Origin of the sequence: Variovorax sp. LjRoot84 (assembly GCF_964254305.1) — a bacterium.
Classification (GTDB): Bacteria; Pseudomonadota; Gammaproteobacteria; order Burkholderiales; family Burkholderiaceae_C; genus Variovorax.
This window is the reverse complement of the sequence record NZ_CAXUTE020000002.1, coordinates 25,294-50,425: the sequence shown is the minus strand read 5'-3', so window position 1 is coordinate 50,425 and position 25,132 is coordinate 25,294. Positions and strand designations below refer to the sequence as shown.

The 25,132-nt window shown below is 63.8% G+C and carries 32 protein-coding genes and 2 pseudogenes; 17 read left to right on the top strand and 17 right to left on the bottom strand.

The genetic code is table 11. From position 1 onward, the window contains the following. A complete protein-coding gene (locus tag ACSQ9I_RS30945; RefSeq protein ID WP_436315910.1) occupies positions 1 to 492 on the bottom strand; it encodes a helix-turn-helix domain-containing protein in 492 nt (163 codons plus the stop codon). A gap of 329 nt (positions 493 to 821) precedes the next feature. Between ACSQ9I_RS30945 and ACSQ9I_RS30940 the strand changes: the two genes are divergently transcribed. Beyond that, positions 822 to 1,109 (top strand): hypothetical protein, encoded by a 288-nt coding sequence (locus ACSQ9I_RS30940; protein ID WP_436315909.1) that lies wholly within the window; start codon positions 822 to 824, stop codon positions 1,107 to 1,109. Between the two features lie 553 nt (positions 1,110 to 1,662). On the opposite strand, the gene ACSQ9I_RS30935 is transcribed toward ACSQ9I_RS30940, so the two are convergent. The 5 genes from ACSQ9I_RS30935 to ACSQ9I_RS30915 all read right to left on the bottom strand — a co-directional run bounded on the left by ACSQ9I_RS30935 (position 1,663) and on the right by ACSQ9I_RS30915 (position 3,536). Beyond that, entirely contained in the window at positions 1,663 to 1,818 is a 156-nt protein-coding gene (locus tag ACSQ9I_RS30935; protein ID WP_436315908.1) for a hypothetical protein, read from the bottom strand. Continuing rightward, entirely contained in the window at positions 1,815 to 2,003 is a 189-nt protein-coding gene (locus ACSQ9I_RS30930; RefSeq protein ID WP_436315907.1) for a hypothetical protein, read from the bottom strand. Before ACSQ9I_RS30930 ends, ACSQ9I_RS30935 begins: the two co-directional genes overlap by 4 nt. A gap of 110 nt (positions 2,004 to 2,113) precedes the next feature. Continuing rightward, the gene (locus tag ACSQ9I_RS30925) at positions 2,114 to 2,578 is read right to left on the bottom strand and encodes a helix-turn-helix domain-containing protein (protein ID WP_436315906.1); all 465 of its coding nucleotides are present in this window, start codon (positions 2,576 to 2,578) and stop codon (positions 2,114 to 2,116) included. Between the two features lie 201 nt (positions 2,579 to 2,779). Then, positions 2,780 to 3,142: a DUF5372 family protein gene (locus ACSQ9I_RS30920; protein ID WP_436315905.1), complete on the bottom strand. Its 363-nt coding sequence runs from the start codon at positions 3,140 to 3,142 to the stop codon at positions 2,780 to 2,782. Then, positions 3,066 to 3,536, bottom strand: a complete 471-nt coding sequence (locus ACSQ9I_RS30915) for a hypothetical protein (protein WP_436315904.1) — start codon at positions 3,534 to 3,536, stop codon at positions 3,066 to 3,068. The genes ACSQ9I_RS30920 and ACSQ9I_RS30915 overlap by 77 nt, the downstream gene beginning before the upstream one ends. Before the next feature lie 641 nt (positions 3,537 to 4,177). Here ACSQ9I_RS30915 and ACSQ9I_RS30910 point away from each other — a divergent pair. After that, complete coding sequence (locus ACSQ9I_RS30910; RefSeq protein ID WP_436315903.1) at positions 4,178 to 4,879, top strand: VIT1/CCC1 transporter family protein; 702 nt, start codon at positions 4,178 to 4,180, stop codon at positions 4,877 to 4,879. Between the two features lie 11 nt (positions 4,880 to 4,890). On the opposite strand, the pseudogene ACSQ9I_RS30905 reads toward ACSQ9I_RS30910, so the two are convergent. Continuing rightward, a pseudogene (locus tag ACSQ9I_RS30905) lies at positions 4,891 to 5,333 on the bottom strand (Crp/Fnr family transcriptional regulator); the annotation flags it as partial. Positions 5,334 to 5,436: 103 nt separating this feature from the next. Between ACSQ9I_RS30905 and ACSQ9I_RS30900 the strand changes: the two are divergent. The 12 genes from ACSQ9I_RS30900 to ACSQ9I_RS30845 are packed head-to-tail and all read left to right on the top strand — an operon-like array spanning position 5,437 to position 15,414. After that, entirely contained in the window at positions 5,437 to 5,712 is a 276-nt protein-coding gene (locus ACSQ9I_RS30900) for an oxidative damage protection protein (RefSeq protein ID WP_436315902.1), read from the top strand. A 28-nt stretch (positions 5,713 to 5,740) separates the two neighbouring features. Next, positions 5,741 to 6,151, top strand: a complete 411-nt coding sequence (locus ACSQ9I_RS30895) for a gamma-butyrobetaine hydroxylase-like domain-containing protein (RefSeq protein WP_436317077.1) — start codon at positions 5,741 to 5,743, stop codon at positions 6,149 to 6,151. Between the two features lie 27 nt (positions 6,152 to 6,178). Continuing rightward, the gene (locus ACSQ9I_RS30890; protein WP_436315901.1) at positions 6,179 to 7,630 is read left to right on the top strand and encodes a CUAEP/CCAEP-tail radical SAM (seleno)protein; all 1,452 of its coding nucleotides are present in this window, start codon (positions 6,179 to 6,181) and stop codon (positions 7,628 to 7,630) included. Between the two features lie 12 nt (positions 7,631 to 7,642). After that, a complete protein-coding gene (locus ACSQ9I_RS30885) occupies positions 7,643 to 8,911 on the top strand; it encodes an ATP-grasp domain-containing protein (RefSeq protein ID WP_436315900.1) in 1,269 nt (422 codons plus the stop codon). A gap of 33 nt (positions 8,912 to 8,944) precedes the next feature. Next, positions 8,945 to 9,463, top strand: coding sequence for an SUF system Fe-S cluster assembly regulator (locus ACSQ9I_RS30880; protein WP_436315899.1), 519 nt, complete (start codon positions 8,945 to 8,947; stop codon positions 9,461 to 9,463). Positions 9,464 to 9,474: 11 nt separating this feature from the next. Further along, positions 9,475 to 10,923, top strand: a complete 1,449-nt coding sequence (gene sufB / locus ACSQ9I_RS30875; protein ID WP_436315898.1) for a Fe-S cluster assembly protein SufB — start codon at positions 9,475 to 9,477, stop codon at positions 10,921 to 10,923. Then, a complete protein-coding gene (gene sufC / locus ACSQ9I_RS30870; RefSeq protein WP_436315897.1) occupies positions 10,923 to 11,696 on the top strand; it encodes a Fe-S cluster assembly ATPase SufC in 774 nt (257 codons plus the stop codon). Before sufB ends, sufC begins: the two co-directional genes overlap by 1 nt. Then, on the top strand, positions 11,693 to 13,006 hold the full coding sequence (gene sufD, locus ACSQ9I_RS30865) for a Fe-S cluster assembly protein SufD (protein WP_436315896.1): 1,314 nt from the start codon (positions 11,693 to 11,695) through the stop codon (positions 13,004 to 13,006). Before sufC ends, sufD begins: the two co-directional genes overlap by 4 nt. Continuing rightward, positions 13,003 to 14,286, top strand: coding sequence for a SufS family cysteine desulfurase (locus ACSQ9I_RS30860; RefSeq protein WP_436315895.1), 1,284 nt, complete (start codon positions 13,003 to 13,005; stop codon positions 14,284 to 14,286). The genes sufD and ACSQ9I_RS30860 overlap by 4 nt, the downstream gene beginning before the upstream one ends. Further along, complete coding sequence (gene sufU, locus ACSQ9I_RS30855) at positions 14,270 to 14,719, top strand: Fe-S cluster assembly sulfur transfer protein SufU (RefSeq protein WP_436315894.1); 450 nt, start codon at positions 14,270 to 14,272, stop codon at positions 14,717 to 14,719. Before ACSQ9I_RS30860 ends, sufU begins: the two co-directional genes overlap by 17 nt. 4 nt (positions 14,720 to 14,723) lie before the next feature. Continuing rightward, complete coding sequence (locus ACSQ9I_RS30850) at positions 14,724 to 15,092, top strand: SUF system Fe-S cluster assembly protein (RefSeq protein WP_436315893.1); 369 nt, start codon at positions 14,724 to 14,726, stop codon at positions 15,090 to 15,092. A 1-nt stretch (position 15,093) separates the two neighbouring features. After that, positions 15,094 to 15,414 (top strand): Rieske (2Fe-2S) protein, encoded by a 321-nt coding sequence (locus ACSQ9I_RS30845; protein ID WP_436315892.1) that lies wholly within the window; start codon positions 15,094 to 15,096, stop codon positions 15,412 to 15,414. Between the two features lie 516 nt (positions 15,415 to 15,930). Here the strand turns inward: ACSQ9I_RS30845 and ACSQ9I_RS30840 are convergent. From ACSQ9I_RS30840 to ACSQ9I_RS30825, 4 genes are all read right to left on the bottom strand, one after another. Further along, on the bottom strand, positions 15,931 to 16,248 hold the full coding sequence (locus tag ACSQ9I_RS30840) for a hypothetical protein (protein ID WP_436315890.1): 318 nt from the start codon (positions 16,246 to 16,248) through the stop codon (positions 15,931 to 15,933). 124 nt (positions 16,249 to 16,372) lie between these two features. Beyond that, entirely contained in the window at positions 16,373 to 17,020 is a 648-nt protein-coding gene (locus ACSQ9I_RS30835) for a DUF1326 domain-containing protein (RefSeq protein WP_436315889.1), read from the bottom strand. Between the two features lie 371 nt (positions 17,021 to 17,391). Then, the gene (locus ACSQ9I_RS30830; RefSeq protein WP_436315888.1) at positions 17,392 to 17,763 is read right to left on the bottom strand and encodes a hypothetical protein; all 372 of its coding nucleotides are present in this window, start codon (positions 17,761 to 17,763) and stop codon (positions 17,392 to 17,394) included. 62 nt (positions 17,764 to 17,825) lie between these two features. Continuing rightward, complete coding sequence (locus ACSQ9I_RS30825; protein WP_436315887.1) at positions 17,826 to 18,218, bottom strand: hypothetical protein; 393 nt, start codon at positions 18,216 to 18,218, stop codon at positions 17,826 to 17,828. 477 nt (positions 18,219 to 18,695) lie between these two features. Between ACSQ9I_RS30825 and ACSQ9I_RS30820 the strand changes: the two genes are divergently transcribed. Continuing rightward, a complete protein-coding gene (locus ACSQ9I_RS30820; protein ID WP_436297550.1) occupies positions 18,696 to 19,790 on the top strand; it encodes an alpha/beta fold hydrolase in 1,095 nt (364 codons plus the stop codon). A gap of 130 nt (positions 19,791 to 19,920) precedes the next feature. Continuing rightward, entirely contained in the window at positions 19,921 to 20,226 is a 306-nt protein-coding gene (locus ACSQ9I_RS30815) for a DUF2917 domain-containing protein (protein ID WP_436315886.1), read from the top strand. Between the two features lie 221 nt (positions 20,227 to 20,447). Here ACSQ9I_RS30815 and ACSQ9I_RS30810 read toward each other — a convergent pair whose 3' ends face one another. Next, on the bottom strand, positions 20,448 to 22,820 hold the full coding sequence (locus ACSQ9I_RS30810) for a DNA polymerase II (protein ID WP_436315885.1): 2,373 nt from the start codon (positions 22,818 to 22,820) through the stop codon (positions 20,448 to 20,450). A gap of 213 nt (positions 22,821 to 23,033) precedes the next feature. Between ACSQ9I_RS30810 and ACSQ9I_RS30805 the strand changes: the two genes are divergently transcribed. Then, on the top strand, positions 23,034 to 23,675 hold the full coding sequence (locus ACSQ9I_RS30805) for a hypothetical protein (RefSeq protein WP_436315884.1): 642 nt from the start codon (positions 23,034 to 23,036) through the stop codon (positions 23,673 to 23,675). A 94-nt stretch (positions 23,676 to 23,769) separates the two neighbouring features. Here the strand turns inward: ACSQ9I_RS30805 and ACSQ9I_RS30800 are convergent, their stop codons facing one another. The 5 genes and pseudogenes from ACSQ9I_RS30800 to ACSQ9I_RS30780 all read right to left on the bottom strand — a co-directional run bounded on the left by ACSQ9I_RS30800 (position 23,770) and on the right by ACSQ9I_RS30780 (position 25,021). After that, positions 23,770 to 24,027, bottom strand: a complete 258-nt coding sequence (locus ACSQ9I_RS30800) for a hypothetical protein (protein WP_436315883.1) — start codon at positions 24,025 to 24,027, stop codon at positions 23,770 to 23,772. Beyond that, positions 24,027 to 24,149 (bottom strand): hypothetical protein, encoded by a 123-nt coding sequence (locus tag ACSQ9I_RS30795; protein ID WP_436315882.1) that lies wholly within the window; start codon positions 24,147 to 24,149, stop codon positions 24,027 to 24,029. The genes ACSQ9I_RS30800 and ACSQ9I_RS30795 overlap by 1 nt, the downstream gene beginning before the upstream one ends. After that, complete coding sequence (locus ACSQ9I_RS30790) at positions 24,146 to 24,721, bottom strand: hypothetical protein (protein WP_436317076.1); 576 nt, start codon at positions 24,719 to 24,721, stop codon at positions 24,146 to 24,148. Before ACSQ9I_RS30790 ends, ACSQ9I_RS30795 begins: the two co-directional genes overlap by 4 nt. A gap of 33 nt (positions 24,722 to 24,754) precedes the next feature. Then, positions 24,755 to 24,865: pseudogene (locus ACSQ9I_RS30785) on the bottom strand (dioxygenase); the annotation flags it as partial. 15 nt (positions 24,866 to 24,880) lie between these two features. Next, complete coding sequence (locus ACSQ9I_RS30780) at positions 24,881 to 25,021, bottom strand: hypothetical protein (protein WP_436315881.1); 141 nt, start codon at positions 25,019 to 25,021, stop codon at positions 24,881 to 24,883. Positions 25,022 to 25,132 lie beyond the last annotated feature (111 nt).

Here is a 25,132-nt window from a genome sequence, read left to right as displayed (position 1 = left end):
CTAGAACTCGAACCCTGCCTCTTGGGATACGCGCGCCAGCTCGTCGAGCGCGGCGCGAGACTTCTCGCGCGACGCCGCCTGGTAGGCCAGCAGATCCTCGAACGCGATGCGCCGATGGCGGCCCACCTTCCAGTGCTTCAGCCTCCCCTCCTCAATCTCCTTGATCACGAACGGGCGCGAGACGTTCAGAATCGCGGCCGCCTCCTGCGTGGTCAACTCCGCCTGCTGCGGCACCAGCATCAGCGGCTGGCGCGCTGCCATGGTGCGCAGCACATGCGCGAGCAGATGCAGCGCCCGCGGCGGCAGCTTCAGAACTGGCGCCGCTTGGGTCGCATCGTCGAGGTCAAGGGTGACATCGATATGGTCAGCCTTGGAATGATCCAACGCCATCACCAGGCGCTGATGCGCAGCCGCCGCCATCTCCGCCTCGGCTTGCGTGGCAGGTTCCAGCACTTCGCTCGTCATTTCGCTTTCTCCTTGCAGTTGCTTCAACACGGCTTCCAGCCTCTTAAGGGGCCGTGGGGTGATGACGAGACCTAACGCAGTAGACGCAATATTCGTAATAATCGAAAAAACTATCACGTGTGGAAATCCGTTCGGCGCTGCCAGATAGCCAGCGCTCACTCTGGCGACGCCCCGGGCGTCTCAGGGACAGCAGGGCGTGCGACGCCGAGAGCGAATTGAGGCGGCGCCTCGAGCCGTTGTCATACACGCGCGCCACGCGTCGGTAGGGTTGAACGTCCTCCCGCGCTCTCCCCTTCAACCCCACCGGGCGGGCGTCTTCACGGGCCTCGAACTGCTCGGCCCGCGGGAGATTCTCCATGCTCTGCGGTCTGAATTTCTATTCCCGCCGCGCGGCCGCGCCCTGCGAACTCGGCGTCATCGACACGGGCGAGCTGCGGCGACGTCGGAAAGGAGGTCATGGCTTGTTGAAGTTGCTCGATCAAAAGCTGGACACTTCCGGCCATGGCGGCAAGACGTGTGAAAGAACCGCATGGCCCCTGCTGCCCTTCGCCAATGGCATGACGCCGAGTGGGCCAAGGATGATGGCGGCCGCAGCAATGCTCAGCATTCTTGGTGACAGCATGCCCATGCTTTGGGCGTTTTGAACGGATTCAGCACCCTGAGCCGAACGGCCGGTCCGGTCCTGACCATTCCGGTTGCGGCGGTTGAGCCCAATGAAGTGTCCGTCGTCGAAGACATCACGAGTCTCTCCATCCCGGGCCGTCCGTTGGCCTATTTCAGGATGCGGGAACTGTCAAAGGAATAGTGTCGCATCGGCTCAACTACTGTGTCGCGCATGACAGAAGGTTGTCGCGCGACAATAAAGGCCGATCTGCCGCGCTGAGCACGACGCGGACTTGCGCATCTTTCATGTCGCATGCTCTTGCCGGTTGCGACACCATTACCCGCTCGCGCTCCGATTTGCGTCACCTTTCCTGGTCCGACCTGGATTGGTGACGTCCGTGCTCAAACCAGCCTCGAGCGTCGGCTTTCCGGCACCATCGGCGTCCGCTGACCGGCAGGAGTGGGCCCGAAGCCGACGTACGGCTTCGCCCCGCTAGGGCTTGCCGAAGATTCAAACATAAGTGGAAACCGCACCCGAGAATCTGGCCCTCGAGCAACGGGCCTGATTCCCCGGCAGCCAGGGAGGCGACCGCCTCAGCGCGCCCCGATGTGCCCGTGCTCCAGCCGGCTCAGCCAGCGCACCAGCGGCCACAGCAGTGCGAGATACATCAACGCCGCCAGCACGATCGGCGCGTAGGCGTTGCGCTTGAGGTGGCTGGCCTGCACCTTCTGATGCGGATCGTTCATCATGCGATGACCTCCTGACGGGCGAACAGAGCCATGTTGGCCAAGATCGTCGCCACCTCTCTATGCAGTTCCACAGGGCAAGTCTGCTGGTCATCCGGCACCTGCGTCGGGACAGGCGGCGGCGCCGCCGCGCACTGGCTCCACGCCTGCATCCAGGCACTCATGCCGCGACGCATGAGCAGCGCCAAGCCATGCCCGTGCGCGCCATAGCGCCCGAGGACTTGACGTCGCAGTTCTTCGTAGCGACCGATCAGGCCATCGTTGCGTGGCGCGCGCGCCGGCGAAGTGCACGCTGAATTCAGCGCCGTTTTTTTTTGCGCAGCAACTGCCGTTCGATGCTGCGCGGATGGACCCGTGCCCCGAAGCGCTCGCGCACCCACTCGGCCAGGTCGACCGCGCGCACGCCGGGGTCGGCGGTACGCGCCTCGGTCACGAACTGCATGACTACCGGCGTGAGCTTGTGGGCGCCATGCGGTCCGGGCTTGTTCCGGATCAGGCCCGCCAGGCCGCCTTGCTCGAAGGCCGCCTGAGCCTGGTAGAACGCCGGGCGCGAAAAACCGCAGGCCTTGGCCGCCTCGCTGATCGGGCGCTTGTCGACACTGACCAGCCGCAGCATCTCGTACTTGACCTGCAGCAGGTCGTGGGGATCGAAGAATTCGACGGTCGCGAACAACGTGTGCGTGACGCCGTCCGGACGGGCGTTGAGCGTGGCGTGTTGTTGCAGGGCGGCCAGCTTGTCTTGCTTGCTTCGATCTTCCGGCATGGATATCCTGGGGTCGGGCAAAATGTGTAAGTACGATTATGTGACATATTGGGCCAATGTCAAGGAGCTTGAGCGCATTGCATAGCGAAAACGCGCCACGAAATAGCAGACGAATCCTTGCACGCCTCCAGCCAAGCAGCGCGGAGAACATAAACAAACTTACACTCTGAACACAATTGGCTTTACATCTGGCGCATCGACTCATGACTTCAGTCTCCTGATCATCTGTGCAAGATCGAGCAGTTCCCGGACTCGAAACGCGGCTCGACCGGCGGCCATCGCGTTGAAGGGATCCTCGGAGATCAAGTCGGTCCAGACCGCCGGCACCGAGCGCAAACGGCCCGTGGCGTCATGGAAGGTGGCCCTGTCCTCGTGCCAGTTCAAACCATGCATGACCAGGTCGAACTCCTGGCCGAACAATGGATGATGCGGGTGCGTTACCCGTACGGTTTGGTGTTCAACTGCACCATCGGGCGCGGTTGTCTGCTCACGCCAAGGCGGAGACGCAGTCGCCGATCCGGGCCTCGGCCTTGTCGGCCAGTTTCTCCCAGCGTTGGCCGACATCCACACCCAGGCGCTGCAGGCGAAAGAGCATCGACGCCGCGTTCTGCCCGTCGATGTAGACATCCGGCGAAGCGACTGTGAGCGGCGCGGCGAGGTTGCGAAAGCGCGTGTCGTCGAGCTCGAGCGTGGCGGCGGGGTCGCCGTGCTCGAGCTTGAACAGGGCACAGTGCCACCAGAGATGATGCTGCAGGTTGTGGCTGCCCTCCCAGTGGGGTGAGAGCGTGGTGAGCCAGTCAATGCCTTCGCTGCGGCGTGCCTGACTCTCCATCACACGAGCGATGGCATGTGCGGCCCAGAGGTCGCCGGGATCGAGCTCGATGGCGCGGCGCCCGACGGGCTCGGCCGCGAGGTAGTCGCCGGCTTCCTCGTGGGCAAAGGACTGGCAGGCGAGCATCGATGAGTAGCCGGGGGATGTCTTCCGACCAGGCCGGAATCACGCGCTCGACAGAGGAGACCATGTGCTGCGGGCGGCCGAGCCAGAAGTTGACGAAATGGGCCAGACGGAAAGCGACCGCATCCAGCGAATGGGTGCGCAGGATAATGACAGGTATCTGGCAAACGCGCGTAGTGCGCGGATCAGCATGCGCCTCTTGAGGCTATCCGATATTGACCAGCCTGCGCAGGCCTTGCTCGCCGAAGATCTCCACGTCGCCCAGCGATTGCGGAAGATGATCGTGACGTCCAGATCATCAAGGTGCTTGCTGTCATACGTGGTGTTGTCGGGCGGCCTCAAGTCTGAAAAGACGACCTTCAGGCGAGACTTTTGGCCATCAGCAACGCTGTCGACGAATCGTCGAATAAGCGCTCGAACCATGGCGAAGTCCGCTCCATGAGCGGTTCGTGAGTCCGGCGACGAAGCTCAGCCTCGCCCGGTGATCGACGCGTGCATTCAGACCACCGACTGGCGGGCGTTAGCGTGGTTCGACGGATCGGGCGCCGCATCATGGGTATTCTCCGGTCTGACTTACCGCACGGAATGTGCTGGCGCCTGTGTCGGGGCCCTGCTTGCGATCGACCCACCGACAGCACTGCACCATGACATCGTTTCGCCGCCACACTGAACGTCACCGCACTGACCGCCTCGGCTGGCTGCGCGCGGCCGTGCTGGGCGCCAACGATGGCATCGTCTCGACCGCCAGTCTCGTGGTCGGCGTCGCGGCTGCCGGTTCGAGCCACGGCAACATTCTGGTGACCGGCGTCGCGGGGCTGGTGGCCGGGGCCATGTCGATGGCCGCTGGTGAATATGTCTCGGTCCATTCGCAGGCGGACACTGAGAATGCCGACCTGTCACGCGAGCGAGCCGAGCTCGAAAAGGATCCTGCCGCGGAACGGCGTGAGCTGACGGCCATCTATGTCGGCCGAGGGCTCGAGCCGGGCCTGGCGCAGCAGGTGGCCGAGCAACTGATGACGCACGACGCCATCGGTGCCCATGGGCGCGACGAGCTCGGCATCTTCGAAGCCCGGATCGCGCGGCCGGTCACGGCCGCGCTGGCGTCGGCCGCCAGCTTCGCGGTCGGTGCGGCGCTGCCGCTGGCGGTGACGGCGTTGTCGCCCGCACAGAGCCTGATTCCATGGATATCAGGGACGGCACTCTTCTTCCTGGCCTTGTTGGGTGCCGTCGCCGCGCGCGCTGGCGGCGCCGGCGTTCTGATGGGCGCATGGCGGGTGACCTTCTGGGGCGCGCTCGCGATGGCGATCACCGCGGGTGTGGGCGCACTGTTCGGTGCGGTCGTTTGATGCCTGGTGCGCAAGCTTCTTGGACAGCAGCGGTTCGTACTCTTGACCGCTTGATAACACTCGCAGGTGCGTTTCTCCAGCCCCTTGCGGTCCGGCACCGAGATGTGGCCGCGCAGTAGCGAATCAGCCCGAGCTTCTGCAGCTTGAGCGCGCCCACTGTCACGCCTTCGCGGCGCAAGCCGAGTGTGTTGGCGATCACTTCCTGCGTCATCACGAGCTCATTGCCCCGCAGACGGTCCAGGCGCATCAGCAGCCAGCGGCACAGTTGCTGGTCGAGGGAATGATGTCGGTTGCGCACCGCCGTTTGCGCGATCTGCGTTACCAGCGCCTGACCGTAGCGCAGGAGCAGATGCAGCGCCGGACCGGCTCGCTCGACCTCGTTCTCTAGCGTCTGCGCCTTCATCAGAAGACCCCGGCCAGCGCTTTGCACCACCGCCCGGCCGGGCGTGGACCCGGCCTCCTTCCGGGGTGTGTTCGTTCTCAGCAGGGGCATTCGCCAGCCTATACTCGACCAAAGGCTCATCGTGCCTGCGATGGGCGACGTGTGGAGTTCGTTCATGGCGCGCATGGTCAGATGCATCAAGGTCGGGCGCGAGGCCGAGGGGCTTGATTTCCCGCCTTATCCGGGCGAACTCGGCAAGCGCGTCTTCGAGAACGTGTCGAAGGAAGCCTGGAAGCAGTGGCTCGAGCACCAGAAGATGCTGGTCAATGAGAACCAGCTCAACCTCGCCGACAAGAAGGCGCGCGACTACCTCGCGCAGCAGATGGAGAAATACTTCTTTGGCAGCGGCGCCGACGTTGCCGCCGGCTATACCCCGCCGTCGCAGAAGTAGGCCGCAGCGCCGCGCGAACAGACCCCTGATTCGCTCCATGGACACCAATACGCCACAACCGACCGAAATCAAGCTGCACCAAAAGTCGCGGCTCATGGAACTCGTGTTTTCCGACGGCAGCCGGTTCGAGTTGAGCTACGAGTTGCTGCGCGTGTATTCGCCTTCAGCCGAAGTGCGCGGGCACGGACCCGGCCAGGAAGTGCTGCAGGTCGGCAAAGGCGAGGTGGATATCTCGAATCTCGAGCCGGTCGGCAACTACGCAGTGCAGCCGACGTTTTCCGACGGGCACAGCACGGGCATCTACTCCTGGGACTATCTGTTCTGGCTGGGCACCAACCGCGATACGCTGTGGCGGCAATACCTTGAGCGCCTCGAAGAGGCCGGGGCTAGCCGCGAGCCGGGCCCCGCGCCTTTCGAGCAACGGCCGAAATCAAAATAGCTGAACCCCCCTCAGCTTTCGCCGTCCATGTTGTCCCAGGTTGCGCCATTGCCCGCAGCGACTGCCCCCTTCGAGGTCGTCCTCATAAGTCCCTATGAACTGGGGCGGCAGCCGTTTGCCCTGGCGGAGCCTGCCGCCTTGCTGAAGCGCGAGGGCTTTGCGGTGACTTGCCTCGATTTTTCGCTGCAGAAGCTCGATCCCGACATCCTGAAAAATGCGGGCCTGGTGGCCCTCTATGTGGGCATGCATACCGCCACCCGCATCGCGGTGGAGGCCCTGCCCCACATCGGACGGCTCGCGCCGAAGGCCCACCTCTGCGTCTACGGGCTCTACGCCCCCATGAATGAGGCGCTGCTGCGCGGACTGGGCGTGGGCACCGTGCTGGGCGGGGAGCTGGAGCTCGCGCTGGTGTCCCTTGGCCAGCGACTCCGGGCGAATGGAAGGGCGGTGACCCAAAGGGGGACGACGATGACCCAGAGCGAGCCGGTCATCAGCCTGGGCAGGATCCCGTTCGAAGTGCCGGACCGCAGCGGCCTGCCCAAGCTCTCTCGCTACGCCCACCTGGTGCTGCCGGACGGATCCGCCCGGGTCGCCGGGTTTGCCGAGGGAAGCCGGGGCTGCAAGCATCTCTGCAGGCACTGCCCGGTGGTCCCGGTGTATCAGGGAACATTCCGCATCGTCCCGGCAGACGTGGTGATGGAAGACATCCGGCAGCAGGTCCGGGAAGGGGCGACGCACATTTCCTTCGGCGACCCGGACTTCTTCAACGGTCCCACCCATGGCCTGAGGCTGGCGCGGGCGTTGCACGACGCGTTTCCCGAAGTCACGTTCGATGCCACCATCAAGATCCAGCACCTCATCGATCACGCCAAACTGCTGCCTGAGTTGCGGCGAAGCGGGTGCCTGTTCATCACCTCCGCTGTGGAGGCTGTGGACGACGACATCCTGCGCCTTCTCGCCAAGAACCATACGAGCCGCGACTTTGACCGGGCGGTGGCGCTCACCCGCGAAGCCGGCATTGCGCTCGCCCCGACCTTTGTAGCCTTCACCCCGTGGACGAGATTGGAAGGCTACATCGCCCTGCTGGAGCGGCTGCTGGAGCTGCAACTCGTGGAGAGCGTGCCCCCGGTGCAGCTCACCATCCGGCTGCTCGTTCCCAAAGGCTCGTATCTTCTGAAGCTCCCCGGCTTCAACGAGCACCTGAAGGCCTTCGATGCGAGGCTCCTGGGCTATCCGTGGGAGCATCCCGATCCCCGCGTCGACCAATTGCAGCGCGGCCTGCAGGCGCTGGTAGCCCGATGTGAGCGGCAGGGTCGATCACGCCGCGAAGTGTTCGCCGCCGTATGGCGCATGGCCCACGAGGCTGCGGAGCGCCCCGCGCCGAACGTCGCAGGGAACCTGGGATCTCCAATCCCCCGTCTATCGGAGCCGTGGTACTGCTGCGCCGAGCCCACCGACCAACAGCTCCAGTCTTTCTGAACCAGTCGATTCATGAAGCGCGTCCTCCTGCTTCTGCCCACCACCGGCTACCGTAACAACGACTTTGTTGCCGCTGCGAGAACGCTGGGCGTCGAGATCGTGGCTGCGGCCAACTACTGCCACCGACTGGCGCCATCCTGGGGCCTGCCTCCCATCATGGCGCTCCATTTCGACCAGCCGGAGCAGGCGGCGGACACCGTTCTCCGGGAGATCGATGGCACCCTGGATGCCGTGCTGGCGGTGGACGATTCGGGAGTCGAGCTTGCAGCGCTGCTCTCGGAACGTCTGGGCCTGCCGGGCAATCCCGCCCACGCGGTGCGCCGGGTGCGCGACAAGCTGGCGTTCCGCCGGCTGCTCCGGGAGCGGGAGTTCCCGTGTCCCGAGTTCCATCACCTGCCGACCGGCGAAGACCCCCGGAAGCTGGTTCCCGACTTGAAGTTCCCGGTGGTGGTGAAGGCCCGACGTTTATCGGGGAGCCGCGGCGTGATCCGTGCCGATGATCCCGAAGAGCTGTTTCGAGCCGTGAACCGGGTGCGGGCCATCCAGTCCCGGGCCGACCGGGACGCCCAGGAGCTGGGCTTGATCATCGAGGCCTTCATTCCCGGACGGGAGTACGCGCTGGAAGGCACCTTGGACCGTGGCGAGCTCACGACCCTCGCCCTGTTCGACAAGCCCGATCCCCTGGACGGGCCGTATTTCGAGGAAACCCTTTATGTCACGCCCTCCCGGCTGCCGGGGGCGCTCCAGGAACGCATCCATCACGAGGTGGCACGTGCCTGCTGCGTGGCCGGGCTCACAGCAGGGCCGGTCCACGCCGAAGTGCGGGTCAATAAGCAAGGCATCTGGCTGCTGGAGATCGCGGCCCGCTCCATCGGGGGCTTGTGCGGGCGGGTGCTTACCCATTCCCTGGGCATGAGCCTGGAGGAGCTGATCCTGCGCCCGTTGGTGGGCAAACCGCTGGCAAAACCGCTCGCCCTCGCCGGCAAGGGCGGCGCCGCGGGGGTCATGATGATCCCCATTCCGCGGCGCGGCATTTACCACGGCCTCGAAGGCCTGGCCGCCGCGCAGGCGGTACCCGGGGTCACGGGGGTCACCATTACGGCGGAGCCCGGCCAGATCGTCGCTCCGCCTCCCGACGGGGCGAGCTACCTTGGGTTCATCTTCGCCCGGGCTCTGATCCCCGCGGATGCTGAAACGGCGCTGCGAATCGCCCATCGCAGTTTGAACTTCGATATCCGCCCCGAGTATCCGGCGGTGGACGCGAGACGGGCACCTCACTGAGCTAGCCGTTTCTCTGCCGGTCCTCTCGAGCAAATGCCGTCATCAGGAACAAATCAGTACCAAATTGGTACTAATCGTCATGGGGTGATGCCAATGCTGAGACTAAGCAAGTTGACCGACTACGGCACCGTGGCGATGGCCCATATCGCGCGCGAGCCGGATCGGATTCACGCCGCGGCCGAACTGGCGGGGACGATTGGCGTGGCTGTGCCCACAGCCAGCAAGGTCCTGAAGATGCTGGCACGGGTCAACTTGCTGCGATCGGTGCGTGGCGTGAAGGGCGGGTACATGCTGTCGCGGCCCGCCGGCGAGATCTCGATTGCCGAGCTCATCGACGCCATGGAAGGCCCGATCGGCCTGACCGAATGCAGTGCCGTCGCCGGCCTCTGTGCGCTCGAAGGGTCGTGCTCGATCCGGACGAATTGGCAACGTATCAATCGCATGGTTCTGGATGCCCTGGGCCAGATGACGCTGGCGGACTTGGCGCAACCGACGTTCAAGCCCGTCCAACTGGACGCTCGGCGTGCACCGCGGCCGCGCGCGCTCGCATGAAGGAGCTCCACATGACTGCGCCGGCACACCAACTCGATGCTCTGATCAGCCGCGACTACCAGCACGGCTTCTTCACCGCCGTGGACACGGACACCGTGCCGCGCGGGCTGAGCGAGGCCGTGATCCGCGTGATTTCCGCCAAGAAGAACGAGCCGGAATTCATGCTGGCGTGGCGGCTGAACGCCTATCGCCATTGGCTGACCATGACCGAGCCGCAGTGGGCGACGGTCGAGCATCCGCCCATCGACTACCAGAACATCGCCTACTACTCCGCGCCGAAATCGCAGAAGAGCGGACCGCAGAGCCTGGACGAGGTCGATCCCGAGTTGCTGCGGATGTATGAAAAGCTCGGTGTGCCGCTCCAGGAGCGAGAACTGCTCGCGGGCGTCGCGGTGGATGCAGTGTTCGACAGCGTTTCAGTGGCCACGACCTACAAGGCGAAGCTGGCCGAACTCGGCATCGTGTTCTGTTCGTTCTCGGAGGCCGTGCAGAACCACCCCGATCTGGTCCGGCAATACCTCGGCTCGGTGGTGCCCTACACCGACAACTTCTTCGCGACGCTGAACTCGGCGGTCTTCACCGACGGTTCGTTCTGCTACATCCCGCCCGGCGTACGCTGCCCGATGGAGCTGTCGACGTACTTTCGCATCAACGCCAGCAACACCGGCCAGTTCGAGCGCACCCTGATCATCGCCGACCGCGGCGCGTACGTGAGCTACCTCGAAGGCTGCACGGCGCCGATGCGGGACGAGAACCAATTGCATGCCGCCGTCGTCGAGTTGATTGCGCTCGACGACGCGCAGATCAAGTACGCGACAGTGCAGAACTGGTATCCGGGTGACAAGGACGGCAAGGGCGGCATCTACAACTTCGTCACCAAGCGCGGCGACTGCCGCGGCGCGAACTCGAAAATTTCCTGGACCCAGGTGGAAACCGGCTCGGCGATCACCTGGAAGTATCCGAGCGTCATCTTGCAGGGCGACAACGCCGTGGGCGAGTTCCATTCGGTGGCGCTGACCAACCACTACCAGCAAGCGGATACCGGCACCAAGATGATCCACCTCGGCAGGAACACAAAAAGCACGATCCTCTCCAAGGGCATCTCGGCCGGCCATGGACGCAACGCCTACCGGGGGCAGGTGAAGGTCGCGAAGAGCGCCGTCGGCGCGCGCAACTACACGCAGTGCGACTCCTTGCTGCTGGGCGACAAGTGCGCCGCTCACACCTTCCCCTACATCGAGGTGAAGAACCCCACCGCCCGGGTCGAGCACGAGGCCTCCACGTCGCGCATCGGCGAAGACCAGCTCTATTACTGCCAGAGCCGCGGACTCTCGGCGGAGGACGCGGTGTCGATGATCGTGAACGGCTTCTGCAAGGAGGTGTTCAAGGAACTGCCGATGGAGTTCGCGGTGGAAGCGCAGAAGCTGCTCGGCGTAAGTCTCGAAGGGAGCATAGGTTGATGCTGTCCATCAAGAATCTGCACGTTTCGGTCGACGGCAAACCCATTCTCCGTGGCATCGACCTCACGGTGCATGCCGGCGAGGTCCACGCCATCATGGGGCCCAACGGTTCGGGCAAGAGCACGCTGGCGCATGTGCTGGCCGGGCGGGAGGACTATGTCGTGACGGCCGGAGAGGTGCTCTACGCCGGGAAGAACCTGCTCGACATGCCGCCCGAGGCGCGCGCTCGGGAAGGGATCTTCCTCGCCTTCCAGTACCCGGTGGAGATCCCCGGCGTGGCGAACATCTATCTGCTCAAGGCGGCACTCAATGCGATCCGCAAGCACCGCGGCGAGCAGGAACTGGATGCGATCGACTTCCTCGCCCTGGTGAAAGGCAAGTTGAAGTTGATGGACATGGACCAGGGCCTGCTTTACCGCTCGGTGAACGAAGGCTTCTCGGGCGGCGAGAAGAAGCGCAACGAGATCCTGCAGATGGCGGTGCTGGAGCCGAAGCTCGCGATCCTCGACGAGACCGACTCCGGCCTCGACATCGATGCGCTCAAGGTCGTCGCCCATGGTGTTGAAGCCATGCGCAGCCCGCAGCGCGCAATCATCCTGGTGACGCACTACCAGCGGCTGCTCAACTACATCGTGCCGGACCAGGTGCACGTCCTGGCGCAGGGGCGCATCGTCAAGTCCGGTGGTCCGGAGCTGGCATTGGAGCTGGAAAGCCGCGGCTATGGCTGGGTTGAGGCGCAGGCTCAGGCGCTGAATGAAACGGCACGGCCATGATGAATAAAGATCTCTACCACGCGCAATTCGCGCAGCTAGAGCCTCGCCTCGTGGGCGCACGGCTGCCGTGGTTGCAGCGCACGCGCGCGGTCGCGTTCGAGCGCTTCGCCGAGCTGGGCTTTCCGACCCTTCGAGACGAAGACTGGAAGTACACCAGCGTGGCAACCCTCGAAAAGCGCGCCTTCAAGTTCATGCCCGAATCGTTTGACGGCGTCGGCGCGGATCAGGTCGATGAGCTGGCCCTGGCCACAAGCCGCCTGCTGGTGTTCATCAACGGACGTCATGCGCCAGGGTTGTCGCGCCCAGGTTCCCTGCCGCGCGACGCCGAAGTCGGCAGCCTCGCAACGGCGATCGCGGACCGCCCGGATCGGTTCGAAGCCGTGTTCACCCGCGATGCCGTAGCGCTCGTCAACGGCTTCACGGCGCTCAATGCCGCGTTCTGGGCCGATGGGGCGCACATCGATCTCGCCGCAGGATGTGCGGTTGATGAGCCAATCCATCTGCTGTTCATCACGACGGACGCCGATCTTGCCGTTCACGCGCGCAACATCATCCGCGCCGGCGCCGGATCGCGGGCCGAGATCATCGAGCACTACGTCGGCACCAACGATGCCGCGTACCTCACCAACGCGGTCACGCACATCCAGGCCGACGCGGGCGCAACCATCATCCATACCAAGCTGCAGCAGGAGGGCCTGCGCGGCCATCACATCGCCGATATTCGCGCCGAGCAGGGGCCCGACACCCGCTTCACGTCGCAGTCCTTTGCGCTGGGCGGGCTGCTCTCGCGCAACGACATCGCCACTCGACTCGACGCGCCGCGCTGCGAAGCCACGCTGATCGGCCTGTACATGGCGAACGGCAGGCAGCACATGGACCATCACACCCGCATCGACCACCTGCGACCGCGCGGCACCAGCCGCGAGTTCTACAAGGGCGTGCTAGACGGCGCTTCGCGCGCGGTGTTCAACGGCAAGGTGATCGTGCATCCCGACGCGCAGCGCACCGACGCACAGCAATCCAACCGCAATCTGCTGCTGTCGGACAACGCCGAGGTCGATACCAAGCCGCAACTGGAGATCTATGCCGACGACGTGAAGTGCAGCCATGGCGCCACCGTCGGCCAGCTCGACGCCGAGCAGATTTACTACTTGCGTTCGCGCGGGATGGATGACGCGTCGGCGCGCGCGCTGCTGACCTTCGCCTTTGCCGAGGACGTCGCGACACGGGTGAGCTGCGTGCCCTTGCGCTCGCGCCTGGAGCAACTGCTGCGCGGCCGGCTGCCCGAGCAGGTGAAGGAGCTGCTGTGAAGAGCGCAGCGAGCGAACTGAGCACATTGCGCGGCGCGGCGCCGATTTTGGCCTTCGACGTGGCGCGGCTGCGCGAGGATTTCCCGATCCTGCACCGCAGCGTGCACGGTAAGCCCCTCGTCTACCTCGACAACGCCGCCACCAGCCAGAAGCCGCAGTGCGTGATCGATGCCGAGGCGCGCTACTACGCAGAGCTCAATGCCAACATTCACCGTGGCGTGCATGCCTTGAGCCAGCAGGCGACCGACGCCTACGAGGCCGCGCGCGATACCGTGAGGCGCGTCATCAACGCGGCACGGCGCGAGGAAATCGTGTTCGTGCGCGGCACCACGGAGGCCATCAACCTCGTAGCGGCGAGTTGGGGGCAGCGCTTGCAGCCGGGCGACGAGATTCTCATCACGGAGATGGAGCACCACTCGAACATCGTGCCATGGCAGATGCTGTGCGAGCGCAGCGGCGCCGTGCTGCGGGTTGCGCCGATCGACGACGACGGCGAACTGGTGCCGCGCGAGTTGGAGCGCTTGCTCGGTGCGCGCACCCGGTTCGTCGCGGTGACGCATTTGTCGAACGCGCTGGGAACCATCAATGCGGTGAAGCGCATCGTCGATCTTGCCCACGCCAAAGGCGCTGCGGTGCTCATCGACGGCGCCCAGGCGGCGCCCCACATCAAGATCGATGTGCAGGCGCTCGACTGCGATTTCTACGCCTTCTCGGGCCACAAGCTGTATGGCCCCACCGGCGTCGGCGTGCTCTACGGCAAGGCGGCGTTGCTGGAGGCGATGCCTCCGTACCAAGGTGGCGGCGACATGATTCGCGAGGTGACCTTCGCCAAGACCACCTTCAACGACCTGCCCTACAAGTTCGAGGCGGGTACTCCCCATATCGCCGGGGTGATCGGTCTGGGCACGGCGATCGATTACGTGAGCGAAATCGGACTCGACGCCATCGCTGCGCACGAGCACCAACTGCTCGCCTACGCCACCGAGCAGGCGCGCGCAGTTTCCGGCCTGCGCCTCATCGGCACCGCGAAGGACAAGGCGAGCATCCTGTCGTTCGTGCTCGACGGCGTGCATCCGCACGATGTCGGCACGATTCTCGATGGCGAGGGCGTGGCTGTGCGCACGGGACACCATTGCGCCATGCCGGTGATGGAGCACTTCCATGTGCCGGCCACGGTGCGCGCCTCGTTCGCCCTCTACAACACGCGCGCCGAAGTGGACGCGCTGTTCCGTGCCGTACGCAAGGTGCAGGAGGTCTTTGGCCATGCCCGCCCCACGTGATCTCTACCAGGAGGTCATCCTCGACCACAACCGCAGGCCCCGGAATTTCGGGCGCCTGGCGGGTGCGAACCGCAGCGCCGAAGGCTTCAATCCCTTGTGCGGCGACAAGCTGACGCTGTACCTGAAGCTGGTCGACGGAGTGATCGAGGACGTGAGCTTCGAGGGGGCAGGCTGCGCCATCTCCACCGCCTCGGCCTCGCTGATGACGGAAGCGCTGAAGGGCAAGACCGAGCAAGAGGCGCAGGCGCTGTTCGAGGGATTCCTTGCGCTGTTGACCACGGGCCATGGCGCGGACTCCGCAGTGCAGCTGGGCAAGCTGGAGGTGCTGTCCGGCGTGCACGAATTTCCGGTGCGGGTGAAGTGCGCCACGCTGGCCTGGCACACCTTGCACGCGGCGCTGCATGACGAGACCCGGCCGGTGTCCACGGAGTGAAGCAATGAGCATCGTCGATTGGTTGCACAAGGCCCAGCAACACGAGGCCACGCGCGAGGCCGAGCCGGAAGGGCTGGAGGGCCGCGTGATCGCCGCGCTGCGCACGGTGTACGACCCGGAGTTGCCGGTCAACATCTACGATCTGGGCCTGGTCTACAGGCTCGATGTCGATGAGGCTGCGGGAAAGGTGCAGGTCCGGATGACCTTGACCGCCCCGGGCTGTCCGGTGGCGCAGACCTTCCCCGCGACCGTGGAGGGCGCGGTGGAGGCGGTGCAGGGCGTCAACGAAGCACGGGTGGAACTGGTCTGGGATCCGCCCTGGTCGCGCGACCGGATGAGCGAAGCGGCGCGTTTGGATCTGGGGATGATCTGACATGGCCGAATGGGTCGCCGTCGCCCGGGTGGAGGACTTTTCGCCCGGCACCGTGCGCACACTGGAGATCGAAGGCACGCCGATCGCCGTGTTCAACCTGAACGGCCGCTACTACGCCATCGAGGACATCTGCAGCCACGAGGCCGAGACACTTTCGGGCGGGGAGGTGGCGGGCGAGGAGATCATTTGCCCGCGCCACGGCGCGCACTTTTCGATTCTTACCGGCGCGGCGCGCTCACCGCCCGCGTATGAACCGGTGGCAACATTCCCGGTCCGCGTCGAGGGCGGCATGGTCAGGGTGAAGGACGACCGCTGGGGCTGACTGTTGATGAGATGACGACCAGTCCCTCGATTCGCCGGAGACCACTCGACAGCGCGTTTCAGGCCTTCGCCAGGACTGCCATCGCCTTATTGGCGTCGTCCAATGAGTCCACCGCCACGTAGACCGCGCTCCGGGACACGGACGTCAGTTCTTCAGTGTGTTGAAGTACTCGACAGGTCTTTCCAAGACAACCTACTGCTGGGTCGTCCAATCCTTGTGGGTCTGTTGAACGACCGCGGCGCTCAATCGCGGGTGCTGTATGGCAGCAGTGGGCCCTGAGCGGCTGTACGCGAGTCCGAACTCGCCGCCAAATAGCGGTCGCTCAAACCCCGGCCGCACGACTTGAGTGCGGCTCAAGCGGAAGGTTACGTTGGACGGTCAACCGGCTTGATCTTCTGCTTTCCTGGGGTTCCCATTGGTCACTCTATCCGTTAGGTGAAAGTGTCAACTAAAACGAGGCAAGCTCCGGCGTGTCGATTGACCAGTTAGACCGGTCAACATTGGCGAATCGCATGCCTAGCGCTCCTCGGTCCAGCCCCAAACATTTTGCTCCGCGAAGATGAGCCCGCCGAGCGACCTGATTTGGGTGCTAGCCTCCTCAGTGAAGTCGTAGCCGATCGCGGCGAGCCGCATCGACGGTCTCTCGATGCCACTCAGCGCCTTCGCCAGGTCCTCTAAGGTCACCACGTGCCCCTCACCCGTCTCGAAAACGAGAAAGTCGATAAGGTCAGCACCCAATGCAGAGATGTCGACGATAGTGCGATAACGCCGCGGCAACCGCGACCAGACGGCAGCTGAATCCACACCGGGGTGAAGCGAAGCCTTTGTTCCCATCGCGAGTGGTCTAACCATTGAAGGTAACCGGCGCGCCGGCAAGATGCTAACCGAAGATCAAGCCCCGCATCAGCGCGACCGGTTGACCGTAGGGTTAGGCCACGATGGGCGTTAGAGTCCAACGTTAGGGACCGGTCCAGTCGAAGGGGATGTGTTTGCTCGAATTCGTCGTCCACTGGAATTTGTAGCCGAACGCGTCCACGGAGCAGATTGTGGACTTGCCCCAGGTAACGAGCTGCGGTCCAGGTCCGGTCTCGCAACCTGGCGCATTCATGAGTTGGGGATACTTCCCCGGTCGGCTCGTGGGTCCCGTCAACGCCTTCGCCCAAGCCTTCACCTTTCCAGCGATCTCGGTTCCCCAGTGCGCGCGGTCGGGCGCGATCTCGAACGTAATCTGTGCTCGCTCCACGCCACGAATCTGCCGGCCTCCAGTGAATAATGCAGCGAGTTGGGCGGGGAATCCTCCAGCACGGCCCCCGAGAATAAGTGGAAGCGCTTCGCTCTGGCGCTCGTCGGCTCGCTCATCGATAAATACGCCGGCAGCGCCGCTTGCCTTCCCCGCCCAGAGATCGCCTTCCCATCGGGAGACCCGGACGAAGCTGAGACCGTCAAGGTTGACATCGCCGTAGTGGCCGCGCTCTATGTGCCAGAAGAGAACCGACTCACAGAAGCCGTTGTCCGGTGGCTGACTGAACGTGCAGGGACAAGCGACTGCGCAGCTGCAGTTGTCGAACCAGTCCCCCACGATATGCCAAGAGGGAATTCCATTCATAAGACCTCCATTCACGGGCGAGACCGCAATGCTGTCGGTGGCCTAACTTGATGTCGGCGACGAAATATCCTGGCGATTCCAGGATATTTGACCGAATATCATCGTTGGCGGCCTGCCGCTCGGACGGCACACGCCAGCGAAGAACACGCTCTGGCGAACCAAAACGTCTTTGGAATACGGCGCGCGATAAGCTGGCGCGCAGCGCTGGGCTGGCATCTTCCTCTCCCAGGTCCGCGTCACTGCGAATCTCATCGCGATCCTACCGCTTCGTAGCAGATACGTACAAGTCAACAGCGCCAGGCGAGAATTGAGCTTGCCCCTAAGCGGTCCTTCGTGTGGGGCCGTTCATGGCCGATTGTGGCCTTCGCGGTTCAGGCGCCGTCTACAAGGTGCGCTACGTCACCGCTTGGAACGAATCCCGCCTCCGCGACGAGGCGTCCAACGCACCGAACCAGGTGATGGGAGATGTTGCTGTCCATGGTCTCCCCGTCGAGCGGCAGGCGAAGGAGGCTCTCAAGGTCGGGCGCGACCGCTCCAAGCGAGCCGATGGGCGCGAGGGAAACATAGTACGCGGCCTCCATGCGCGGGTCGTTCGTGTAGTCGTCGAACGGCTTGCAGACCTCGACGAGGTCGCGAACAAACGCCTGGTCGCCAAGCCGGCCGCTGATTCTTGACGCTACGGTCTGGTCGGAATGGAGCGACGCAATCAGTTCGTCACGGAGGCTGTTGAGGCTGCTACTCATTTGGCTTCAAAGTCGAATTGGACGTCATCGTCGAACGTCCGGTGCTGGCCGGCTGTTGCCTGTCATGCGGCTCGCCAACCTGTCGGTACTGTGAATATCTCCCATGGCTCGGAGAGTACCTGAGGGCGTAGGAAAAGGTCTTCCAGTCGCTCAATTTCCGGCAGCAAGAATTGCTTGCTGGCGCGAACCCTTCCGACCACTACCACGTCCCCAGGAACAACGACCGAACGTAGGTACGAATTCGTCCTTGCCAATCCTGGCAGGAAGGCTTCCAGCCTCAGATTTGATGTGATGTGCTTGTCGAAGGAACTCATCACTATTCCGTCGACCCACCCGTGCTCGAGCGCCGGCGCAACGTCACCCAACATAGACTGAACCCACCCCGGCGTGTCTGCTTCGCCTACAACCTCCCGCGTGAAAGCGGCGAACCACACCTCCGCCACTGCGTTGTGCATCCAGAAACTCTTGCCTCGAAAGGTCATCAACGAGCTTGACACATTGAGCCTCCACCTCTTTTGTATCAGAACCAAGAATTGGAGACCGGGCCGTCAACCGATTTGAAGGGCTGAGAAGCCGACGCGTGCTCTCCGCGCACCTTCTTCAAGGATGGCTCCCAGCCCATGGCCGCCTCAACCTCAACGACGCATCCCCAGCAATCGCCGCCGCAGTCAGGTCATCGTCTCGGTCGAGCAAGCGCCCACAAATCTGACAGTTCATACCTAGATTCGCGGTTGGATTGAAGGTCCGGTCCTGGCCGACTGTAGCCGCGAGGAGGTCATGCGCCGAAGTTAGCCGCGGGTCACCACGTCGTCAAATTCTTGGCCGTTTTCGAGGATCGATGACCTCGATGACAGGCGTCCCCGGCGTGGCCGGCCGGGCTGCTCCTGGTTCGCGCTGCATCTCCCTGTCCACGCCATCAAGGAGAGCCTCGCATGCCTACGCAGCCGGACATCCGCTACGTCAGCAGTCTCGACGGCACACGGCTCGCAATGGCGACGTGGGGCAGCGGGCCGGTGACGGTCTGCGTCTCGATGCACTTGGGCGACTGGATGGACGCACCGACCGTCGGCACCGAGCATTGGATCCGCCTGTTCGCACAGCACGGCCGTTTCGTTCGCTACGACGTGCGTGGGTGCGGCCTGTCGGCGCGCGAACCCGAGCGATTGAGCTTCGATGCCTGCATCGAGGACCTCGAAGCTGTGGTCGCTGCGCAGCCCTCTGCACCGGTGTCACTGTGTGCACTGACGCACGGTGCGCCGCTGGCGATCGCCTATGCGGCACGTCACCCGGAGCGCGTCAGCCGGCTGTTCGTCTACGGCGGCTACCTCCACGGCCGTCTGCGGCGCAATGAAGATGCCGCGCACCTCAAGGAAACACAGGCCGTGCTCGACGCGATCGAGGTCGTCTTCGGCGAACGGGTGCCCTACAGCACGGCTTTCCTTCGCGCTATGACCTCGCGCATCTATCCCCATGCCACAGCGCAGCAGATGGACCTGGTGGACGCCTCGGTCATCGATCGCATCGCCCGCGCAGCCGCGACGGCCTACACGCGCATGAGCTTCGACGCCGACGTCGAACAGCCCGCGCACGACCTTCGCTGTCCGGTGTTGGTGATGCACGCACGCAACGATCTCGTCGTGCCTTTCGAGCAGGGCAGCCGACTCGCCGCCGTGGCGCCGCAGGCGCGCTTCGTTCCCTTCGAAAGTGATCATCATCTACCGCTCGAAACCGACGCCAACTGGCCTGCGGTCGCGGCCGAACTCAGCGCGTTCTTCGGCTGGGGCGGAACGGAGGGCGTACACCCGGGCTCGCCGCTGCGCACCGCGCCGACCGCGACGCTGACGGCGCGCCAGATCGAGGTGCTGCGTCTGGTCAGCCATGGCCACACCGACAAGCAGGTCGCCAAGGCGCTCGGCCTGAGTCCGCGCACGGTCGAGATGCATGCCGCGCACGCAATGCAGTCGCTTGGATGCCGCTCGCGCGCTGAAGCCGTGCGGCAGGCCCTGCAACGCGGCATGCTGGAATGAGCCGGGTCTGCAAGGACCCTACCGTAGTTCTACGGGGGGGCCTGCGATCCCGGGCCCGTAGTGGACCGTCTTTCGCGACGAGCGCGCGTCGGTGAGACTGGCGGCGTCTTCAACGGATGGAGCAGCCGACATGAGCATCGCCCTCGACGCCTGGTTTTTCTTCGATCGCACCATGCATCGCCCATCGCGGGCGTCCGGGCGCGTCGCGTCCGCACAGCCGCCGACTACCCGGGCGCTCGCGCGACACGCAACCTGGACTATCGACGATCCGCGACCCTTCCGGGTCGAATGCCTCGTCGGCATCGTGTGGATCACGCAGGACGGCGATCCCCGCGACGTGATCCTCGTGGCCGGCGAGACGTACCGACCCGACCGCGTTGCGCGCATGCTCGTGCATGCACTGGATGAGGCGCAGGTGCGCTTGGCGCGCGGGTGATGAGGCGTCGGCGCGTCGATTTCGAGCGCACGGCCCAGTCCGGCCCAACACGGCGGATGCTCGATATTGAGGAGCATCCCATGTCGCAAGCTCAGCGACAGACTTGCTTGCAGCAGATCTCGAATGTCCGTTAGTGGCCGTGTGCCGTCTCAGCATACCGGCCCACGATTGGCCACTGAGACTTGTCCTCCCGACGGAAGGCTCAAGCCCTGGGGAGACGTTCAGAAAAGACCTTGCTGTGAGGTTGTCAGGGCCATGAAATTCTCCCCCATCGGCTGGAGGATGGCGTCGGCAATCGGCTGGAGCTGCTTGGTCAGGTAGTGTTCGTAGTCGATGCGGGAATGGCGCGTTTCCATTGGCTCCGGCCCGTTTTGAGTCATGACGTATCGAATCCAGCCACCCTTCTGATACTGCCGAGGTCGGTTGACCCGGCCGTTGTACTCGTCGGCGATGCGTGCGGCGCGGACCTGCGGTGGCACGTTGACCTGGTAGGCATCGAGGCGATGGCGCAGGCGCTTCCTGTAGATGAGAAGGTCATCCTTGCGGCCAGCCAACGTCGACTGCGCATAGTCGGTCACGAATTCCTTGTAAGGCTCGCCGTGGAAGATGCGCGAAAGCAGACCTTCCTGGAACTGGCGCGCCAACGGCGTCCAGTCGCTGCGGGCCATCTCCAAGCCGCGGTAGACCATTTCCTCCTTGCCCGTGGCATCCACGCTCAGGCCCGCGTAGCGCTTCTTGCTGCCAACGTCTGAGCCACGAATGGTGGGCATGAAGAACTTCTTGTAGTGGGTGTCGAACTCGATTTCGAGGAAGTTCTCCAGCCCGTGCTCCTCGCGGAGGGTACGCCTCCACCAATCGTTGATGTCTCTCACCAGGTTTGCCGCAATGGCTTGCGCTTCCTCATTGGTGTGAGTGCGCTTGAGCCAGATGAAGATGGAATCGGTGTCACCATAGATGACCTCGTACCCCCGGTTCTCCACGAATTTGCGCGTGAGCTTCATCATCTCGTGCCCGCGCAGGGTGACGGCTGAGACGACCTCTGGATTGAAGAATCGGCAGTCGGCCGCACCCAGCACTCCGGCGAAGGAGTTCATGAGGAGCTTCAGGGCCTGCGACAGCGACTCGTTCTTGGCCAGCTTGGCCTCGTCCCGAGCCCGCCAGAGGGTGGTCACGATTTCTGGCAGGCAATGCTTCTCGCGCGAGAACGAGGTCCCTCGCGGACCCTTGATGACCATTGCCGGGTCGCTGGCGTTCGAGCCTTCCACAAAGCCCACAGGGTCGACCAGGAACGTTCGAATAATCGAGGGGTAGAGGCTCTTGTAGTCCAGGACCACGACGGAATCGTAGAACCCTGGCTTCGAGTCCATCACGTACCCGCCAGGGAAGGCCTTGCCCGGAATATCGCCCACGTTCGGCGCCACGTAGCCCAGGCGATGCATCCGCGGCAGGTAGTGGTGGCTGAACGCGGCAATCGAGCCCCCGAAGTGGTCGGCCTGCAGGCCCGTGGTGTGGGCGCGTTCCATCATGAACTCCAGCAGCCTCGCCTTGTCGAAGATGCGCAGAACCAGCTCGCAGTCCCGGATGTTGTAGAGCGCGAGCGCGGGCTTGTCCTCCTGGTAACGCCGCTCAATCTCGGCCATCTTGTCGTACTCATCGCCAATGGCCTTGCCCTCGCCCAGCAGTTCCTGTGAAACGGCCTCCAGGCTGAAGGAAGGGAAGCTCCTCGACGCTGCTTTGAGTGCATCGATGCCGTCGATGACCACCCGGCCGGGCACGGCCGCGAACAGGTAGCCCTGCTTTCCCGGATGGGTTCGCCAATCGATGGGCCGACGCTCTCGGCCGAGAAGGAGCTGCGCCCCACACGCGTCGGCTGCCTTCTGCAGAACTCGCATGTCGAACTGAATGACGCTCCAACCGATGATGACGTCCGGGTCGTTCCTCTCGAACCAGTCGTGAAGCTTCTCGAGCATGGCCTTGCGGGTCGGGCAATAGATGAGCGAGAAGTCCAAGGGCTCGCTCGGCCCACGCGACGGCTCGCCCAGCATGAAGACCACACGGTCAACTGTCCCGTCCAGCGCAATCGAAAAGAGCTCCTCGTCCTGGCTCGTCTCGATGTCCAGCGACACCACTTTTAGCATCGGCCGGAAATCCGGCGCGGGCCTCAGCTTGCAGTCGACGATGGTGGAGCGGTCTACCCTCCCTCCTTCCATCAGCACGCCCACGGTGATGAACCGCTCCATCAGGTAGCGGTCGTGCGGGCGCACGTCTGCTTCCAGCAGGGGAATGCCCTGTGGCCGGAGGGCGCGTGCCAGCTGACCCAGTTGGCGGAAGTGCTTCGCATAGACACCAACGACAGGTTCCTGATGGAATGTCTTCAACTCGAGCTCCCGCAGTTGCATCCCTGGCATGGCGGCAAGGTGCGCTTCGACGGACGCCCTGTGCTTCGTTTCGACGAACGCCACAGAGGTCTGTGCGGTCAGGACCACTTTTCTCGGCCCCGCATCTGTTGCCAGCCAGTACTCGATTTCGGTGCCGGCCGTGACATCACGCCAGTGGCGAGTGAGGATGAAGCCCTTGAGTTCGGTGGGGGGCACGAGAGCTTAGGGAATCGGGTGGCAAAGAACGGCGGGCTTGCGCATGACCGATTTTCGCCCGGTTGGGGCCGCATTCCGCAGGCAGGCGAGCGGCGCGTTGTGGGCAGTAGGCCGATTGTGACGCGCTTCATGTTAAAACTAACCCGACCTCCCTGTGTTCGCATGCGGCAAGGGACAGTGGTCATGACGTAGTCGCAGTTATCCCCAGCCAGAATGAGTGCCGCAGATTTCCTCCTCGCTCCAGAAGTCCAGAAGTTGCTGAAGGTCGTTTTCGCAGCACCGACCACTAAGTTTTCCGTCGCAGAGCTCGCCAAGAAGGCCAAGTTGGATGCAGACGATGTTGAGCGGACACAGGAGCATCTCATCAAGAGCGGCATCCTGACCAGGCACAAGTCGGAGGCCGACGAACCCGGGACGGTCGAGGCGAACATGTCGTTCGTTTTCTACAACGAGCTGCGGTCTATCGCTCTCAAGTCGTTCGCTGCCGCGGAACCCCTCCGTACGATGCTGCGTTCAAAGTTCAAGGATTCTGTTCTGCGTGCCTACATCCTCGGAGAAGGCAAGGAGGCCACGATTGAACTGCTTGTGGTGCACGGCCAGCAGGTCCCTGATGAAGTGGCAATGTCAGCGGCTTGCCAGAAGGTCTCGGCAGCTATTGGCCGGCACCTCCAGGTGCACGTCATTTCTAGCAAGCGTCACGCCGCCCTCGCCATGCGCGACGACCTTGGCCGGAAACTGGCTGCTCCCACTGCGTTCGAAATTATTGCAGAAGGTGAAACCAAGGCGAGGCGTGGCGTTGAGCGCGGAGGCTTCCTGCAGAGTGCCAAGGAGAAGCTGGTGGCCCTGGCTAGGTAGCAACGGTCTCACTGGGCGGTGTTCGCGCCAGCGACCCGAACGGGCCCGAAGGCGTCTTTCCGGGGTTCTCCATCGCGGTCATCTGGTCCGGGCGTCACCCAAGTCGCCTGAGGTGCTCGGTCAGGCGAGCTGGCGGAACGTTCCCCGGCAGCTGCTTGCTCGCGTCTTCGAGCAGACCGGGTACTTGCTTGGCAACGTGACAGGTGCCCTTCGGAATGTCTTCCAGGTGTGCCCGGGAATTGGCATATGCGTCGAGGCGGGTCTGGGTGTCGAACTCGGAATACAACACGACGTGGCATGCGTAGTCGACGCGGCTGGTATCGACGCCGCTGGTATCGACGCCGATCTCCATCACCGGTATCTGGGGATCTGCCCGCAAAGGGGTTCGAACTGCGCTTTCAGCTTGCGGATGTGGTGTTCGCGCTCCTCGCCGCTTTCGCCCTCGATGTCCCACATCACGATGCGCTTGATCACGCGGCCGCCCCGGAAAGCACCCTGCCCAACACGAAGTCGCGTCGCAGTACGGGCATGGACGTCTCCACCGAAGCGTCGTAAGACGTCGTCCCCGGCGCGGCAGTGCCGAGCACTTCGATCAGCGAATCCTTGACGCCGAAAACCACATCCGAGTCGAGGTAGTCGCTGTCCGCCAAGAACAGATGGGTCACCAGCGTTTCGTGTCCGGGTGACGCCACCATGAAGTGCACGTGGGCCGGGCGGAAGGGGTGGCGGCCTTGTGCCTCGAGCATCTGCCCGACCGGCCCGTCATTGGGGATCGGATACGCGGCCGGCACCGCGCCAATCACCCAGAACTTCCCGTGGGCGTCAGTGCGGACCCTTGCGCGGCCACTCAGCTTCACGTCGTCCTTTTGCACGTCGTAGAAGCCGGCGTCATCTGCGTGCCAGATGTCCACGGTCGCGTTGGCCAGCGGCTGTCCGTCCACGCTGCGCACCGAGCCCTCGATCAGCAGCGCGGGCCCTTCAGCCAGCTCGGCGATGCGTGAGCCTCGGGGCACCTCGGGTGCATGCTGCACGTAGAACGGGCCCATCACCGTGGTTTCGGTTGCCGTACCCGGAAGCCGATGGTTGATCGCGTCCACCAGCATCGAGACGCCCAGCGCATCCGACAGCAGGATGAATTCCTGGCGCGTGGAACTGCACATCTGGCCGGTGCGCGTGAGGAAATCGATCGCCTGCTCCCATTCAGGCTACGATGGCTCGATCTCGCGCAAGAAGTCGTGCAGATGGCGGACCATCGAAGCGCTGATCTGTTTCGCACGGGGCGACGGGCTGTTTGCCAGACGCTCGATCACCGCATCGGTGATGTTCTTTTCGTCGAAGTTGCGCATGGTGTGTCAATCAAGGTGGGGAGCCGGCCGCGCCTTCGAAGGCACGCCGCAGTAGTCTTTGAAGAGACTCTGATTCCGTCGGGCGCGGATTGCAAGACGCCGTCTCCGGGA